The organism is Cocleimonas sp. KMM 6892, assembly GCF_035798195.1.
Classification (GTDB): domain Bacteria; phylum Pseudomonadota; class Gammaproteobacteria; order Thiotrichales; family Thiotrichaceae; genus Cocleimonas; species Cocleimonas flava.
In genome coordinates this window covers 401,509-417,559 of sequence record NZ_JAPFBV010000002.1, presented here as the reverse complement: position 1 = coordinate 417,559, position 16,051 = coordinate 401,509, and the positions used below count along the sequence as shown (strand labels likewise).

At 39.4% G+C, this 16,051-nt stretch carries 15 protein-coding genes; 7 read left to right on the top strand and 8 right to left on the bottom strand.

Annotated features, from left to right (window positions below):
• Positions 1 to 57: 57 nt before the first annotated feature.
• From OO007_RS07525 to OO007_RS07515, 3 genes are all read right to left on the bottom strand, one after another.
• Complete coding sequence (locus OO007_RS07525; protein WP_325808337.1) at positions 58 to 702, bottom strand: START domain-containing protein; 645 nt, start codon at positions 700 to 702, stop codon at positions 58 to 60.
• A gap of 202 nt (positions 703 to 904) precedes the next feature.
• On the bottom strand, positions 905 to 1,492 hold the full coding sequence (locus OO007_RS07520; RefSeq protein ID WP_325808336.1) for an START domain-containing protein: 588 nt from the start codon (positions 1,490 to 1,492) through the stop codon (positions 905 to 907).
• An 81-nt stretch (positions 1,493 to 1,573) separates the two neighbouring features.
• Positions 1,574 to 4,594 carry an NAD-glutamate dehydrogenase domain-containing protein gene (locus tag OO007_RS07515; RefSeq protein ID WP_325808335.1) on the bottom strand — a complete coding sequence of 1,007 codons (3,021 nt, stop codon included), beginning with the start codon at positions 4,592 to 4,594 and terminating at the stop codon, positions 1,574 to 1,576.
• A gap of 269 nt (positions 4,595 to 4,863) precedes the next feature.
• Between OO007_RS07515 and OO007_RS07510 the strand changes: the two genes are divergently transcribed.
• Together OO007_RS07510 and OO007_RS07505 are read left to right on the top strand one after the other, a co-directional pair.
• Positions 4,864 to 5,745 carry a DMT family transporter gene (locus OO007_RS07510; protein ID WP_325808334.1) on the top strand — a complete coding sequence of 294 codons (882 nt, stop codon included), beginning with the start codon at positions 4,864 to 4,866 and terminating at the stop codon, positions 5,743 to 5,745.
• A 70-nt stretch (positions 5,746 to 5,815) separates the two neighbouring features.
• Complete coding sequence (locus tag OO007_RS07505) at positions 5,816 to 6,061, top strand: hypothetical protein (RefSeq protein WP_325808333.1); 246 nt, start codon at positions 5,816 to 5,818, stop codon at positions 6,059 to 6,061.
• 106 nt (positions 6,062 to 6,167) lie between these two features.
• Here the strand turns inward: OO007_RS07505 and mnmH are convergent, their stop codons facing one another.
• Positions 6,168 to 7,310 carry a tRNA 2-selenouridine(34) synthase MnmH gene (mnmH, locus tag OO007_RS07500; RefSeq protein WP_325808332.1) on the bottom strand — a complete coding sequence of 381 codons (1,143 nt, stop codon included), beginning with the start codon at positions 7,308 to 7,310 and terminating at the stop codon, positions 6,168 to 6,170.
• A complete protein-coding gene (selD, locus tag OO007_RS07495; RefSeq protein WP_325808331.1) occupies positions 7,303 to 8,379 on the bottom strand; it encodes a selenide, water dikinase SelD in 1,077 nt (358 codons plus the stop codon). Before selD ends, mnmH begins: the two co-directional genes overlap by 8 nt.
• A 172-nt stretch (positions 8,380 to 8,551) precedes the next feature.
• Here selD and OO007_RS07490 point away from each other — a divergent pair, with 172 nt between their 5' ends.
• From OO007_RS07490 to hflD, 3 genes are all read left to right on the top strand, one after another.
• Positions 8,552 to 9,247 (top strand): SDR family oxidoreductase, encoded by a 696-nt coding sequence (locus OO007_RS07490; RefSeq protein ID WP_131905377.1) that lies wholly within the window; start codon positions 8,552 to 8,554, stop codon positions 9,245 to 9,247.
• Between the two features lie 7 nt (positions 9,248 to 9,254).
• Positions 9,255 to 10,358 (top strand): tRNA 2-thiouridine(34) synthase MnmA, encoded by a 1,104-nt coding sequence (mnmA, locus tag OO007_RS07485; RefSeq protein WP_325808330.1) that lies wholly within the window; start codon positions 9,255 to 9,257, stop codon positions 10,356 to 10,358.
• Between the two features lie 104 nt (positions 10,359 to 10,462).
• Positions 10,463 to 11,101, top strand: coding sequence for a high frequency lysogenization protein HflD (hflD, locus tag OO007_RS07480; RefSeq protein WP_325808329.1), 639 nt, complete (start codon positions 10,463 to 10,465; stop codon positions 11,099 to 11,101).
• Between the two features lie 40 nt (positions 11,102 to 11,141).
• Here the strand turns inward: hflD and OO007_RS07475 are convergent, their stop codons facing one another.
• Positions 11,142 to 12,014, bottom strand: coding sequence for a lysophospholipid acyltransferase family protein (locus OO007_RS07475; RefSeq protein WP_325808328.1), 873 nt, complete (start codon positions 12,012 to 12,014; stop codon positions 11,142 to 11,144).
• Between the two features lie 140 nt (positions 12,015 to 12,154).
• Entirely contained in the window at positions 12,155 to 13,087 is a 933-nt protein-coding gene (locus OO007_RS07470) for an SRPBCC family protein (protein ID WP_325808327.1), read from the bottom strand.
• A gap of 140 nt (positions 13,088 to 13,227) precedes the next feature.
• On the opposite strand from OO007_RS07470, the gene OO007_RS07465 reads away from it, so the two are divergent.
• On the top strand, positions 13,228 to 13,785 hold the full coding sequence (locus OO007_RS07465) for a hypothetical protein (RefSeq protein WP_131905382.1): 558 nt from the start codon (positions 13,228 to 13,230) through the stop codon (positions 13,783 to 13,785).
• Between the two features lie 95 nt (positions 13,786 to 13,880).
• Here OO007_RS07465 and OO007_RS07460 read toward each other — a convergent pair whose 3' ends face one another.
• Positions 13,881 to 14,534 carry a hypothetical protein gene (locus OO007_RS07460; protein WP_325808326.1) on the bottom strand — a complete coding sequence of 218 codons (654 nt, stop codon included), beginning with the start codon at positions 14,532 to 14,534 and terminating at the stop codon, positions 13,881 to 13,883.
• 236 nt (positions 14,535 to 14,770) lie between these two features.
• On the opposite strand from OO007_RS07460, the gene OO007_RS07455 reads away from it, so the two are divergent.
• The gene (locus tag OO007_RS07455; protein WP_325808325.1) at positions 14,771 to 15,985 is read left to right on the top strand and encodes a hypothetical protein; all 1,215 of its coding nucleotides are present in this window, start codon (positions 14,771 to 14,773) and stop codon (positions 15,983 to 15,985) included.
• Positions 15,986 to 16,051 lie beyond the last annotated feature (66 nt).

Here is a 16,051-nt window from a genome sequence, read left to right as displayed (position 1 = left end):
ATATAACACTATTAAAAAGCGATTAGAAAAAACGACAATAAAGAAAAGGTCACCCCCCTACTTTGAGGCCTTTTTATATTTATCTTCCTTCGCAATACGTCGTAAATTGTTTAACGTATGATAAGGAATATCCACAGCCAGCGAGTTAACCAGCCACTTGGGAATATTCCCCCCGGGATCAACACTCATCTGATACAGTATTTTTAATTTGCCATTCTGCAATGGCGTTAATTCCCAAAGACCTTGCATCTTGGTAATTCTGACCGTCTTAGGCAGTTTCTCGATCATTGCTGGTTTTGAGACAAAAGTAATAGTGATCTGATTACTTGTCTTATTTTGTGTTTTTACAGATTGTACAACACTGTCGCGATCAATAACTGGCCATGGCATATCAGTGACTATATGATTATAAATCTCTGTCTCACTAACGCGTTTTATGGTTTTAGCGCTTTTGCAATTATGCACCCATCGAGGATACGAGCTAGTGTCAGCAATTACTGACAACACCGAATTAACTGAACTATCAACAGTTACCACGCCACGGAAGGACTTTAACGGTGAACCCTTGGTTTTTGACACAAACACCTGAATATTATCTTCTTCTTTTTCTAGGTACCAATTATCTTGCGTAGCAAATATTGGAACTGAAAAAATCAGCAGCATTGAAAATAGAAAACCGTGTTTAGTATAATTTTTAATCATGTCTTAGTTTTAACATAAATTAACACCTTAAAATCGATTTTAACTAAATACCAAGATATTAATTAAGATGTGTACCCATGATTTTTCTATTCAACTCTCCCCGCACAATCAAATAACTGCATATAAATTCAGTCAAAGATTTAAACATTTATAAAATACTTATAGTGATTAGGCGTATTTAAAGCAGCTTAAATGAGATGAGTTACTGATACTGTGACTCTTTTGCAACTCGGCGTAAATTTTGTAATGTATAAAATGGAATATCAACCAACATCGAATTAACCAACCAATTGGGAATACTGCCACCCGGATCAACACTCATCTGAAACAGAATGTTTAAGCGCCCATTATGCAAAGGAGTTAACACCCACAAGCCATTAATATTAGTGACTCGGATTGTATTAGATATTTTACCAATCATGCCTGGCTTCTCAGAAACCCTGATCGTGACTGTTTTAGTCGAAGGATTTTGTGTTTTTATTGATTGAATGATGCTGTCTCTATCAACAAATGGCCATGGCATATCCGTAACTACATGACTAACAACTTCGTTGTAGCTCACAAACTGAACCATTTTGGCACTCTTGCAATGATATAACCAACGTGGGTACGAAGACGCATCAGCAATGACAGATAATATAGAATGTAAAGAGCTATCAACGGTAACCACACCACGAAAAGTTTTAATAGCCGAGCCTTTTACCTTGGCAATATACACATCAATATTGTCTTCTTCTTTTTCTAACAACCAAGGATTTTCAACCCCAAATATTGGGGTTGAAATAAACATAGCTAAAGAAAAGAAAAAATAGTGCCTAATGTATTTTTTTATCATTTGTTATTTTAACAAATCGGCACGATTTAATCTGATTTAAGCAAAACTCGGAAACTTATTAACCTGTGCTTCGATCATACCCGCATAGATACTATCGCTATCACCTTCATAAACCATCGCAGACGAAAGCTTACTCGCGAGGATAGCGTATTTCACTTTTTCTGGAAGTTTCGTTAATCGAGTTTTAAATGCTTCGTTTTCACCAATCAAATGCGGCATGTGTAACAGCATCGCATTCTGGAACACCGTTCGATTACTTAACTCAGGATTATTAGAAAAATAGCTAAAGATACGAGCATAGTGTTCATTAATCTCACGACTAATATCGTTAGAAATATCAGTGTATGGAATAGCCCCGTTATTTTGCGCGTATCGATCAAGTATCAATGTCGCTTCTCTTTCAGCCATTTCATTTAACTTGGCAATAACATCTTCTACATACTCGTCTTTATGGGTTAAGAACTCCTCTTCACTCAACATAAGATTTGCGATAATTTCGTAGGACGATGAAATAACACCACACTTATTCGCCGATGCATCACGGATGATAACTGTGCCTAGTCGCTGCAATTCTAAACGTGCCACTGGCGTGATATAAGAATTTGCGCCTTCAACAATAACCTTGGCACTTGGTTCACCTTGAGCATTTAAATAGCGCTGGTAATTATCCTTATCGATAGTTTCAGGACGTCCGCCGGCAGGAATAAATAAGTCTGCCTCGACAGTAAACGCCAAACTATTAAACTCTTTATAGAATTTATCCGTAGAAATCCATTGCTCTTCCAGACCAGCGTCCGTCATCACCACTTTCTTGTAAAGTTCTAACATGCCTTCTTTACGCGTTTGATTACGGTACAGTAAAAAACCACCGAGATGTAATGACTCAGGGTCAAAGCCTTCGAGATCAGATTTTAATACCACTTTATCCAATGCCGTAACATCCAAACCAGCAGGATCAAACAAAGCACCAGAACCATCAATAATGAGTTTGATCTTTACCTTGGGACAACGATCCATCAATAAGCGCATGCCATTACCTGCAACATCACCATTTGGACCACCGGTGAACTTAACGCTGAATTCATCCTTATGCATATCGATGCCTAATGACTTCATCGTTACTTCTGCAAAACGGATCACACCGATAGACGTCACCCCATAATCTTTATGGTTGATACCGACTTTTTTACTCGACATTACACCAGGACCTAATAGGTAACCTCGCTTAACTGACTGCTTTGCGATAATCTCTATCATCACATCATGCATATTCTCATCAGGACCCAGTTCGATAGGTTCGTCTTCTGCATAGTAATCCACAACTTTTGGATTTTTCGCTATACCATCTTCGGTAACAAAAAGATCGAAGAATGCATTGATAAATGCAAGCTGGAGTTTGTATAGGTGCTGGCGATTAGATTCTGCGTTGCTATTGCTATCGACACGCAATACCGCAACCATTTTAGAACCACCTTCATAGATATCTTTATTCTTAAGGTGTTGCGTATGTGCCAGTACGTAGTTTTCTTTAAACATTGTATTGGCACTGGTTATGTAGTTATCACGTCCCTGGGTGATAATAGTTCTCCAACCGCCACGAGCGATATCAGAGAAGCCGATGTGATACGCAATTCCGTTTCTACTATAGAAGAAAGTGACACGATAAGGTCTATCTACTGGTAAATCTTCCGTGAATCTTTCACCCAGTTCTTCGAGATATTCAGGTGATAATCTAAACGATAAAGCATGTTTTTGCTGCACAAAGAAATTCGTTTTCAGTGTGTATTTAATAAACGATAAACCACAACTAAAAACGGTTCTGCGGAAATCATCCAGGAATTTACGCCCTGAATTAAGATCTGTAATAGCAGCAGTAGTGGCTGCTAGTTTTTCAGCATAGACCGTTTCACGATCCGTTTGCTTGGGATCAAAACGCGCATAAAACAAATCGACTAACTGCGTAGTGATTTCCGGGTGGTTATGAAACGATCTGCGTATACCTTCAAGGGTAAAACTGTCTGGATTGTTGTGTGCCAGATTGGTATGACAAAAGCTGATCATCGCATCGATCATGCTGGCATCAGTTCCAGAGGTAATTCCTTTTTTTACCAGGGCTTTATAACTTCGGGAGCGAGAAGAAAGAATCTGGGTGTTATAAATCTCTCGCTGTAAGGTTAAATACAACTCACTGTCCTTACTCAAGATTGAGTTATCACGCGGGCTTACATAAAACGTAGAGAGAAAATAAGGATGAATGCCATTACTCAAGGTCAAACTGTAAGAGCGTCTGAGTGAAATATTCAAACGATTAAACACTTCTAATATCTGCGCCACATAGCCTCGAGATGGAGGGTTAGAAATTCCGAAAAGAATACGGTATTCCTTATCATCCCCCTGAGATTTAACACTTTCCAGATCCAGATGAATACCGTCATTAATATCCGTTTGTGCATACAAGCTTATCAATCGAGCGATTCGACCCGGAGGTGACACATGTACATACTCAGGACTATTGGCGAGTACAATTTTCAAATACGATTCAACATCTACCTGTCCACAATCAACGCATGTTTTTTTCAGTTCTTCTTTTATGGTGTTAACCAAGGTGTCATCGGCTAGCAAAGTACCATCAACAGCATCCTGTTCCAGAATTTCTGCTATGTCACTTTCAGATTTTGAGGAATAATCAAAACGCAAAGCCTCTAAGCCATGTTCTGTATCTGTAATCTTATTTCTGGAAGTCGTTACCTCGGCATAAGAAATGTTTTTTTCAGGGAGCTCTAACAATGTTCTATATAAGGAGCCTCTTTCATTTATCTGAGCCAGCATCGTTAGTTCTGGCTTATCGACAAGCAGTAAACGCTTGTGATATTCCATATTGTGAAGACTCTTGGTTAATAACGATAAAGCTTCAACTTCAGCCTGATTGAAAACGAAAAAAAGCGGATGCATTTCTTTCTGTAGCCATTCTAGATTTTCATCAGTTTGTTTTATCTCGTTCGAGATATCACGCTTAATCAACTGAGTAACAGAATCACTATTTTTTTGAAAATTCATAACCTTGGGACCTTGGTGGTTTTATAGTAGTTTAAAAAGACCATATAGGTCTCATATACTCAAAAGGCAAACCCAAAACTCATATTTCACCACTTTAATGCTATTTATTAAACAATACTATAATCATTGAAATCATCATTTAGTTTTCAGTAAAAATAATCAAAATTAGCTGCAATAAATTCCATTAAATTTTGATAGTTAAACTACACTTTGCTTCCTTTTCTTTTTTAAATATACCCACATAAATTTTATAGTGCGCTGGATATTTCATGATGACAAAAGTAACTGTACTTTTACTAATTTTTCTCGCCGCTATTTGGGGAAGCTCATTTATATTTATGCGCGCAAGCGTTGAATCTTTTGGGCCTGTTGGTTTAATAGCTTTGCGCATTATTGTTGCCGCATTGTGTATGTTTGTCTTTCTTCTAAAACGAAGACGGTTTCTGGAGTTCGTAAAGCATTGGCGAATCCTGTTAATCGTTGGCTTATTAAACTCGGCAATACCGTTTCTCTTTTTAGCCTACGCGAGCCTTAACCTCACGGGTGGCACTGTGTCTATTTTGAACGCCATGACACCAGTCTTTACGGCATGGATTACGCATATCTGGCTGCATGACAAAATGACGAAGTTACAGTTCTTTGGGATGTTCCTGAGTATTACCGGCCTGGTTTTCCTTGCCTGGGATAAAGTCAGTCTGAATTTAGCCAGTTGGTTACCGATTCTGTCTGGCGTATCTGCTGCAATATCCTATGGTATAGCGACCAATCTTGCCAAAAGATACCTTGCTGATGTTTCTATTATGACTTCAACATCGGGCAGCCTGTTCTTTTCCGGAATTTTTATGAGTCTACTACTCATTCCATTTATGCCAGATGTTCACAATATTCCATCAATTCAGTGGATCTATGGAATTGCGCTAGGCTCACTATGTACGGCGCTTGCCTATATTATTTACTTTAATCTAATTAAATCCATCGGCCCTATGAAAACCGCCAGTGTCACATTTTTAATTCCTATATTTTCATTCATCTGGGGATATTTGCTACTGGGCGAAAGAGTGACACTAAGAATGTGGATAGCTACCGCAATCATCCTATGTGGTATGTGTCTTGTGATGGGACTAATCAAAAAAAGAAGCCCAAAACTATAAGTACTGCTTGTTAATTTTAAGTTAATAAGAATATGCGATAATCTTACATAAAATGCTATCAGGTAAGATCATGAAGACACCCATACTCGTTTTATCAATCACTGCAGTGACATTGCTTTCTGCATGTTCCACACAACAGGTAGTTGGCAGTGCCATTACCGTTGCGAAAGTACCGGTTAAAGCGGCAGGTGTTGTCGCAGGAACGGCTGGCAGCATCGTCGGTGGAACTGTGGGTGGAATAATTGCAGGCGGAACCGGAGCAAGGCTTGGAAGTGCAGCGGGTAGTGCAGCAGCCAAGAAAGCCGCTTCTTTTTAGGAATATTAAATAAGGTAAGCCACCCCCCTACTTTGGAGGCTTTTTTTATTTGTCATTTGTTCTAGTGATTAAAGCTACGTCTTTAATCTAGTTTTATAAACCAGCTTTAATAATCCAGTGTCTTTAGATAAGAAATCACTTCGTCATAGCTACCTTTAAAACTAATCCGTTCTTTCTTTTTAGCGCTTTGATAATCATACATAGGGTCGTAATAATCGATCAATAATGATTTAACCAGAGGAATAAATCCTTCAACCGATCCTGTTTTATTCCTGAGTGTAATCGCTTCTTCCATCTGGGTTAACGCTTCTTTATAACGCACACCACCCAAACGTTTTTGAATTTTCCCTAAGCTATTAATGAGATGCTCAGATAGTTTTTCAGCGCCTAATTCTTCACCATAAACTTCATTAAAAGAGTGCTGTGTATCCAGAATATATTCTTCGATACTCACTTTATTACGCTCTTCTTGCGAGACTTCCAGCATGACCAATTTTGACGTTTGCATTACGTCAAAGAAAGCTTGTGGAATACCCACTGAACCAACGTTTCTGGCTTCATCTTCTACAACCAGAAATTTATGTCCTGCAGCTTCTGCCTTGAGTAGCTGGACTGCAAGTGCATTCTCGAAATTAATCGGTGTTGGCTGCGGTGTAGCCGTCGGACCAAAAGCAGATCCTCTATGATTTGCCAGCCCTTCCAAATCAATGCTATTAGGCAATCGCTTTAACAACCTGGTTTTACCAGATCCTGTTCTACCACCCAGCACAATCACCGGAATTTTCTGACTAATACGTTCTATGCTTTGAATCAGAAAGGTACGCATGGCTTTGTATCCGCCGTCGACACGAGGGAAAGGCTGCTGACCTTCAGTGAGGCTATCGGCAATCCATTGCTGTGATATTTGCGAACGCAATCCGCCACGAAAACAATAAAGCACACCATTAGGATTATTGCTAAAAAACCGATTCCACTTCTGTGTTCTTTTTGCTCGTATTTCAGGCGTTACTAATTTAGATCCTAAAACAATTGCTGAGTCTTGCCCCTGTTCTTTATAACGTATGCCAACTGCTTCGCGTTCTGCATCATTCATCAATGGTATATTGACTGAACTTGGAAATGCACCCTGTTTAAATTCTACAGGAGCGCGTACATCCAAAAGTGGAATATCATTCACAAAAATATCGGTCAGGTTATTTACTTTGGGTAAATTACCTTTGGGCAGTCCTTCTATCTTAAGGTCACTCATGTATTTGGATCATAGCTTGTGACTCAGCATCAGAATTTTTTTCAGTGAGATAACCGATTGTTTCCAAAGATAAGCCGGCAGCTTCAATAACAGCATGAAAAGATTGCTCATCATTTTCATCAACCGCGATCAGCAAGCCACCACTGGTTTGAGGATCGCAAACGATTGATTGTTGCGTTGGCGTCATTGCACTTATGTGCTCACCGTAACTATCGAAATTTCTTTGCGCGCCACCTGGCGAACAACCTTGATTGAGGTAATCCATCACGTGTGGCAATAACGGTAACTTACTGTAATTAATCACCGCATGAAGACCACTACCTTCACAAACTTCGCGTAAATGACCACCTAAACCAAAACCCGTTACATCTGTCAGCGCTGTCACACAATCAAGTTGTGCGAGCTTTTCACCAATGCTGTTTAATTGACACATGGAATCAGGCGCAAGGTGAGCATGCTCATCTTTAATCAATTTCTTCTTTTGGGCCGTAGATAAAATTCCGACACCCAAAGGTTTGGTCAAATAAAGTTTATTCCCCGCCTTGGCAGTTGAGTTTTGTTTGACTTGATTGCTCGCAACGGTTCCAGTAACTGCCAAGCCAAAAATAGGTTCCGGAGCATCGATACTATGACCACCAGCTAATGACATCCCCGCATCTTTACATGCTTGACGTCCACCTTCTATGACTAACTGTCCAACCTCTGCCGGTAGTTTATCTAAAGGCCAGCCAAAAATAGCAATCGCCATAATCGGTTTACCACCCATGGCGTATATATCACTAATGGCATTAGTAGCAGCAATACGCCCAAAGGTGTAAGGATCATCCACTATCGGCATAAAGAAATCTGTGGTACTTATGATTGCGGTTCCATTGCCCAAATCATAAACCGCAGCATCATCACGGGTGCTATTTCCTACGAGTAATGACGCATCAACCATTGGTGGAATATCACTTTGTAACATCACATCTAAAACTGCAGGTGATATTTTACAACCACAGCCAGAACCGTGACTGTACTCAGTCATTTTTACATCAGCAATGTTGATTTGAACTTCGGAATTATTCATAGAAATTGTCTAACTTATTAATGGTAGTCGGATTATACTCGCATTTATACTAAGATGAATCTATCAATGAGTAACTAAGCCTTTAAATAAGAACTTATAGACATATACTTATTTGCAGCAACACATTATTGATTAACACTTAAACCTTATTAGAATTTACTAACAAAATTATATGCCAACATTACTGATAACAGGTGCCAATCGAGGCATCGGACTCGAACTCTGTAAACAATACGTCCAACAAGGATGGCGAGTATTCGCCACCTGTCGTTCTCCGGAAGATGCGAAGGAACTGAATCAACTCGTAGCTGACAATAAAGATTTATTGAGTGTCCATGCACTGGATGTGAGTAATGAATATCAAATGTCCGAGCTGCAAAAAACATTGAAAAATGTACCTGTCGATATCTTGTTAAACAACGCAGGTGTCTATGGTTATGGCGCGACAGAATTTGGCAAAACACAAAGTGATGCATGGGATGAAGCTGTTGAAATAAACTTGCTTGCGCCGATGAAAATGATGGAACATTTTGTTGAAAATGTCGCAATAAGCGATAAGAAGATCATCGCCAGCATCAGCAGTAAAATGGCGAGTATGGAAGATAATACTTCAGGCGGCTCTTATGCCTATCGTGCCACTAAAGCGGCACTAAATGCCGTTATGGTAAGTGCAGCACATGACCTTAAGCATCTGGACATTACATCTTTGATTTTACACCCAGGTTGGGTTCGTACAGATATGGGCGGACCAAATGGTGAAATCTCAGTGGAAGAATCTGCAACCTTACTTAGAAAGAATCTAACAGATTGCACGATTGCAGATAGCGGCTGTTTCCTCGATATCGATGGCAGCATAATCCCCTGGTAAAAAACAGATGAAAAAAGAAAAAGTCATAGTCGGCATGTCCGGCGGCGTAGATTCGTCTGTTGCTGCCCTGCTTTTGATTGAACAAGGTTATGAAGTTGAAGGCCTGTTCATGAAAAACTGGGAGGAAGATGATTCCGCTGAATATTGCTCAGCCACCGTCGATCTCGCTGATGCACAATCGGTCAGTGATGAACTCGGCATCAAATTACACACGGTAAACTTCTCAACCGAATACTGGGACAATGTATTCGAATACTTTCTCGAAGAGTATCGATCAGGTCGTACCCCTAATCCAGACATCATGTGCAATAAAGAAATCAAATTTAAAGCATTTCTGGATTTTGCTCTCGACTTGGGTGCTGATTACATTGCGACTGGCCATTATGCACGCGTTGATATAAGTGGCACTGAAGTTAAAATGTTAAAAGGGCTGGATAATAATAAAGACCAGACCTATTTCCTTTATACCTTACAGCAACATCAATTAATCAAAACCTTGTTTCCCATTGGCGAACTAGAGAAATCAAGAGTGCGTGAACTAGCAGAGAAAGCTGGCTTTGATACCGCTACCAAAAAAGATAGCACAGGCATTTGCTTTATTGGCGAGCGTAAATTCACCGAATTTTTACAACGCTTTTTACCTGCACAACCGGGCAAAATCGTGACACCAGAAGGTGAAGAAATCGGCGAACATCAGGGATTGATGTATTACACCTTAGGCCAGAGACAAGGTCTGGGTATTGGAGGTTTAAAAACCTCATCAGAAGCGCCATGGTTTGTAGTAGATAAAGACTTAAGCAACAACAAACTGATTGCAGCTCAGGGTCATAACCATGAACTTTTGTTAAAACAACAACTCAAAGCTTCTCAGTTACACTGGGTCAGCGGCAAAGCGCCGAGCGAAACTTTTAAGTGCAAAGCAAAAATCAGATACCGCCAAGAAGAACAAGCCTGTACGGTTATGATTGATGATTCTGATACCGATAAATGCATAGTGTGTTTTGAAGAAAAACAGCGAGCAATGACACCAGGTCAATCCATTGTCTTTTATGATGAGAATATTTGTCTGGGCGGTGGCATCATCGATGAAATTAAAACCGAGTGTGGTTAACCAGTCGTTTAGAAAAACATAGAAGCGACTAAAGCCATAGCCACCCAGAATAGTAAACAACAAGATCAATTAACCAGTATAGATAAAAATAGGTAATTCAATCCGTGGAATCAAATACACAAAATCGAGCCATAGCCTTAGCTGCAGTTTTTCAATGCGTTGATGGTGTTTCACAAGTGGCCAATACTGGCAAGGTAGACGACACTTTATTCAATACCTGTATCAATAGTGTATTAAACGATAACGCAGGAACAGCTGTTGAGTTATACGGTAGCTTAGACAACTTAAAGACTGGTCTGACATCCATGCTGTATCAATTAGGCTCTGGGCAAATGACCCCTGATGGTAAGGCCAAGGACATGGAGGCAACTCGTTACGCTTTAGGCTTGCTACACCTTGAAAAGAAATTAAACAATAATCCTGAAATGTTTCAACAACTCCTTCAGGGAATCCAAGAAACACAGAAAAAACTAGAGTTTTTCGATGTCGGCCATGAAAACATTACCGCTTCACTTGCTGAAATTTATACCAATACAGTGAGTAAAATTGGTCCAAAGATCATGGTTAAAGGCGAGCAATCTCATTTAGCAAACCCTGCCAATGCCTCTAAAATCAGAGCATTATTACTCGCGGGAATTCGTGCTGCATTATTGTGGCGGCAAGCTGGTGGTAATCGTTGGAAGCTACTGATTGAGCGTGGTAAATTACAGAAACAGGCAGACAGCTATTTAAACAGTTTGTAGTACTCGTCTATTAACCCTATTCAAAACCACTCAACTTCATTTACGAATAGAGATTCGTACCATCTGGCAAACGCTTAAAACGTTTATAAGACCAGCTGTATTGCTCAGGAAACTTATTGATCATCGTTTCAATCTGACTATTCATAGCATTACATGCAGTCACCAGATCTTTATCGTAAAGTGCTTTAACCCCTTCTTCGATATGAAGGTAATAGCCGTTACGTTTTCTCTCAGCGGCGATATAAAGCACAGGCGTATTATGACGCGCAGCCAATTTTGGCATTAGATTGGTGGTATAAGCTGGTTTACCAAAGAAGTCCGCATAGATTCCCTGATCCCTTCGCGGCTCCTGATCCGGCAAAATACAAATGGATTGCTTATTCGATAAGGCTTTGGTTAGCTCGCGAATTCCTTTAAACGTGCTTGGGACTAGACGTGCTCCGGTAGATTGCCTACCTTTCACCACCAATTCATTCAATGCGGGTAAATTGAGCGGACGATAGGCACTGGTAGTCTTGGTATGCATTGCCGTGATTAGACCAAGATACTCCCAACTCCCCAGATGAAGTACCACAACAATCAACCCATCGCCTTTTGCATAGGTAGTTTTGATTGTGTCTAAGGATTCCGGGTTTAATAATAAAGAAGCTATCTTATCCTTACCGGCCTTCCACAAAGTGGGGGTTTCAAGCAAGGCTTCCGCACTGGAACATAATGCTTCACGCCCTACTTTCGTTTTCCATGCTGTAGATTTTTCAGGATAGCAGCGATCAAGATTAAGTAAGGTTCTCTGACGCATATTTGCAGAAACGTACCAACCGATGAAACCGATGATTCGCCCAATTCTTTGATTAACACTCAGTGGTAAATAACTGATTAATTGTAGTGATGTATGTGCCAACCAATTTTTCAAAATCTAAAACTTCCTTTGTTTAAAACGTTGTCTATAAATAATTGAGTAACTATAACTGAATTTCTAAAATGTAAATCAGGCTTGTGAATCTGCTTACGAACGATACGCAACCTGTAGTCACATTCAGTCGAAAAAAAGCGCTATCTTATAGGCAATATCACCTCGGTCAATAGGTCTGATTGATCTGTGTTGGCCGGATCATTTAAATAAAACTCATACCCTAAAGGATTTCTGCGTGTTTTGATTCTATGGTTGCCACTATATGCCATAGCAGTAGACCAGGCATTGCCTAAGTGCTCGTAAAAACCGGTATGCGTAATTTTTAAACCATTCTGCTCTTTTAAAAAACCGGCTATAAGTGGGGGGGTGACTTCCATTTCCTTATTAACCGGAACAGCACAGACAAAACTCGTCATTTTTGATAAGGGATCAACACTCTTCACAATTTTAAGTGGTGAAGAAGTAAGTGACATATCTTGCTCTTCCATATAGTTAAACAAATAACTGAAATCATCTCTCATTACTTGTGACAAATCCGCAATCGCACAGGTTCTTTCTAGACCAATAAAGTGCTGCTCTTGAATTTTTGTCTTACCCTCTATCTCAACCTTTGAAGAAACAGTGCCTGTCTCTAAGTAATCCTTCAGCATTTTCAAACCACGCTCATAATCCATGCCTATATGGGCTTTGATTTTCTTCGCTACAAAGAATAACAAGAAAGGAAAATGACTGTTCATTGTCCAGGTAACGCGTGTTGTCGATGGATCCTGCTTCTCTAGATCAAAGAATACTTTTGCAGTAGAGGTAAAGGGGCGTTTAAATTGTAAATCCATCGCTAATTGTTGATCTGTAATTTCTTCCAACACCATCTCTCCGGCACCCACAAGCGTGCCATCCCAGTTGTAACTCGCACCCACTTGAGATTGTGAATCACTATAATTTAGTTGGCTATCGGGCTCCATAATCAACCAGGGAGACCAGGTCGGCCATTGACGAAAATCTATTAATGATGCCTTCACATCAGCTATGGGTTTATTTATAACGATTGAACGTTTCACTTGATACGCAGGCATATTCTTTCCTTGAAATTTTTATTAATTATAACCAAAAAAAACGGCTATAAGTGGGGAGGTGCCTTTAAATATTTGTCTTAATGTAAAGTATCTGATCATAGATTTTATTTAATATTCCAGAGTTATGATACAGTTTAAAAATGAGCAATTTACCCGATAAAAAAGAACAAATTATTCAAGTGCATGCCAGCCTTATCAATATGGTTGTACAAACGCATTTAAATCCACAATTAAGACCTCAGCTTAGCGAAGTACTCAAGACCAGCGCGGCTAACGGCTGGCAAAACCTGGTTTTGAGAATCTATAAAATACTTGAAGGCGATCGTTCAACATCCTTACTTAACGATCTGGATGAAGAAGATGGAATCATTATAGATGCCATTTTAAAAGGTATACAAAACCCAGCTACACTACCCGACCCAACAGCTAAAAATGCGAATCCAACGATGGCTGCACCAGGTATTGCGCACATGGTAAATGAAGCAAGCAGAGGAAGTACTCAAGCCCTGACGCTTCTATCGACCATGGCTGAACAAATGAGTCACGCTGGAGGAGATTTGACGATTTTAGCTGCCATTATGAAAAAATTAATCGACGGAGAAAGAGATCCAGAGATTTTGAGCAAAGGCATGGGAGCGCAAGGTGAGAGTCTGGTGAATGCAATTCTTGAGGAGCTTGCCAAGTTACAGATTCATTAAACTGATATTGTAGTGAGTCAAAACACATTCAGTTAAATTTAAGCATAAAAAAAGGCTAGTAAAAACTAACCTTTTTTTAATCATTTATCAGCGCCTTACTTTTTTAATGCTTCCTGCAATTTAGTAAGACCTGCGAAATCGCCTTTCGCTGCAAGCGTTGCTTGCTCATTCCAGGAATCCATCGCTTCTTTATTGTTGTTTAAACGCGCTCCAGATTTCTCAAGCATTTCACGAAGCTCATCATCGTCCGTTTCAGCAAGTTTAGTGAAAGTATCAATACCTAAACCTTTCAGTGTCGCTTCCATGCTTGGGCCTATTCCACTGAGCTTAGTGAAATCATCACCGGTCTTTTTAGCTTTTGCTGCTGCTTTTTTCGGTGCTGCTTTCTTGGCAGTAGCTTTTTTCGGCGCTGTTTTCTTAGGTGCTGCTTTAGCAGGCGTTTTTGCAGCTGCTTTTTTTGGAGCAGCAGTAGTTGTCGTGGCAGTGCTTGCAGATGCTGCTTTTGTGCTACTTGCGGCTGTAGTTGCTGCTGAAGCAGTAGCTTCATTCAATCTGCTTTGTAAACGATTGATTTCTTTTTTTCGTTCTTCTAGTTCGGACTTCAATGAAGAACAGTCTGATTTATCGCCACCTTTTAACCAAAAAGTATAGAACAACCATTCTGCAAGCCAGCCGACCAATATACCTAGAACAAATGCACCCATTACAAACTCCTGAATATGAAAGTAATTAACTCTTTCTATTGTCACACAAACACCCATAAAACTTCAAACAAATCACTTATTTTTTAATTATTTGCTGCTTCTTTGGGCAATTTATTTCTTATTTGCATACTTTGTTAATTATTGTAAGCCGATAAACGGTAGTTAAAACCCGAATAAAGAGTAAGTGGTAGTAACCATTACCATGACAGGCTGAACCTGCAATAAATATATCATTAAAATATCTTGCTTGAATCACACTTGCTAAAGTCTGTTAAATTTCAATGAATACATATTCTTTTATAGTCACTATTTTTTCGTTTGCTATGATCTCGATCATCGGCACACATGAAAATACATCCGATATTTCAGCAGATAAATTAACGAATACATCACGCTATTCAAACATAGTTACAATCAAATCTATTTTAAACGAAAAAGATGCGTTTGATCTTTTTGATGATGAGTTTTCAGCAACCAGTATGTTGCATGATCAAATGGCAATTAACGAGCTTACTGAAGAAACAGAAATAACTGCAGAATTAACAGCACAGTCAACAAAGAACACCTTAGAATTACACACTGTTCAGACTGTTGTAGCCAGCTCTCCAAACAGATCTCAAAAAGCAAACCGCAACAATCATCGCTTAGCATTTTACAAACAGCTAAATGCAAAAAATGAATCTATAAAGTCCAAAGAAAATCGTGCAATTTCTGATTTAGAAAAAGAAAGTACTGCAGCAGAGTTAACCTTCAACTTTAACAAGCCTACGGAAGTAGCGCCCTATACAACTTCAAACGCAGCTTTACCCGTTGTTTCAAAAAACACCAAACAAGAGACCAAAACTGCAAACAAGATTTCGAAAGTTGCTAACGTTGATTATTGGGATACGGTTCATTCTATCGAATCCAAGCAGGGCAAATTACTCTACAGACCCAAAAATAAAAGTAGAAGTTGTACCTACACTACTTCGCCTTGTGGTCATCATCAATTAACGGTTCAGGCGTTAAAAGACATTGGTTGTAAATCACTTCAATGTCGTAAAGATCGTTTGGACTATGCAAAGTCACTTGCCATGAGCAAGAAGCTATTAGCGAAAAATGAAAAACGTTTGAAGAAGAATGGTTATCAAAACCTGGAAGATTATCAGAGATATTTAATCCACCAACAAGGTGCTAGTGGTATTAAAGTGATACTGGGTGCAAACAAAGGTGAGAAATTATTAAACAAAACCATCAAGAAAAACATGGCGAATAATTCGCCTTACAGTTATCGGCAACTTAATCGTATGGGTAGTCGTCTAGCTGCCAATATCTTCCTCAGTCACTGGAAACATAAGTGGGAAGAAGAGAAAAAACTGGTTGCAGGAATTAATCTGGCATCTAATCAAACGCCTAAGAGGAATGACACGAATGATGACCAGATATCGGTAGAATCCTTCAGCCTACCCCTATTTAATGAAAATGAGATACAATTGGCATTAAACTACAAATTCTAGAAACATAGGCTATGTTCTAGTTTAATAAGAGTTTTTACACATAACCCCAACTAATCTTTAAGTCAT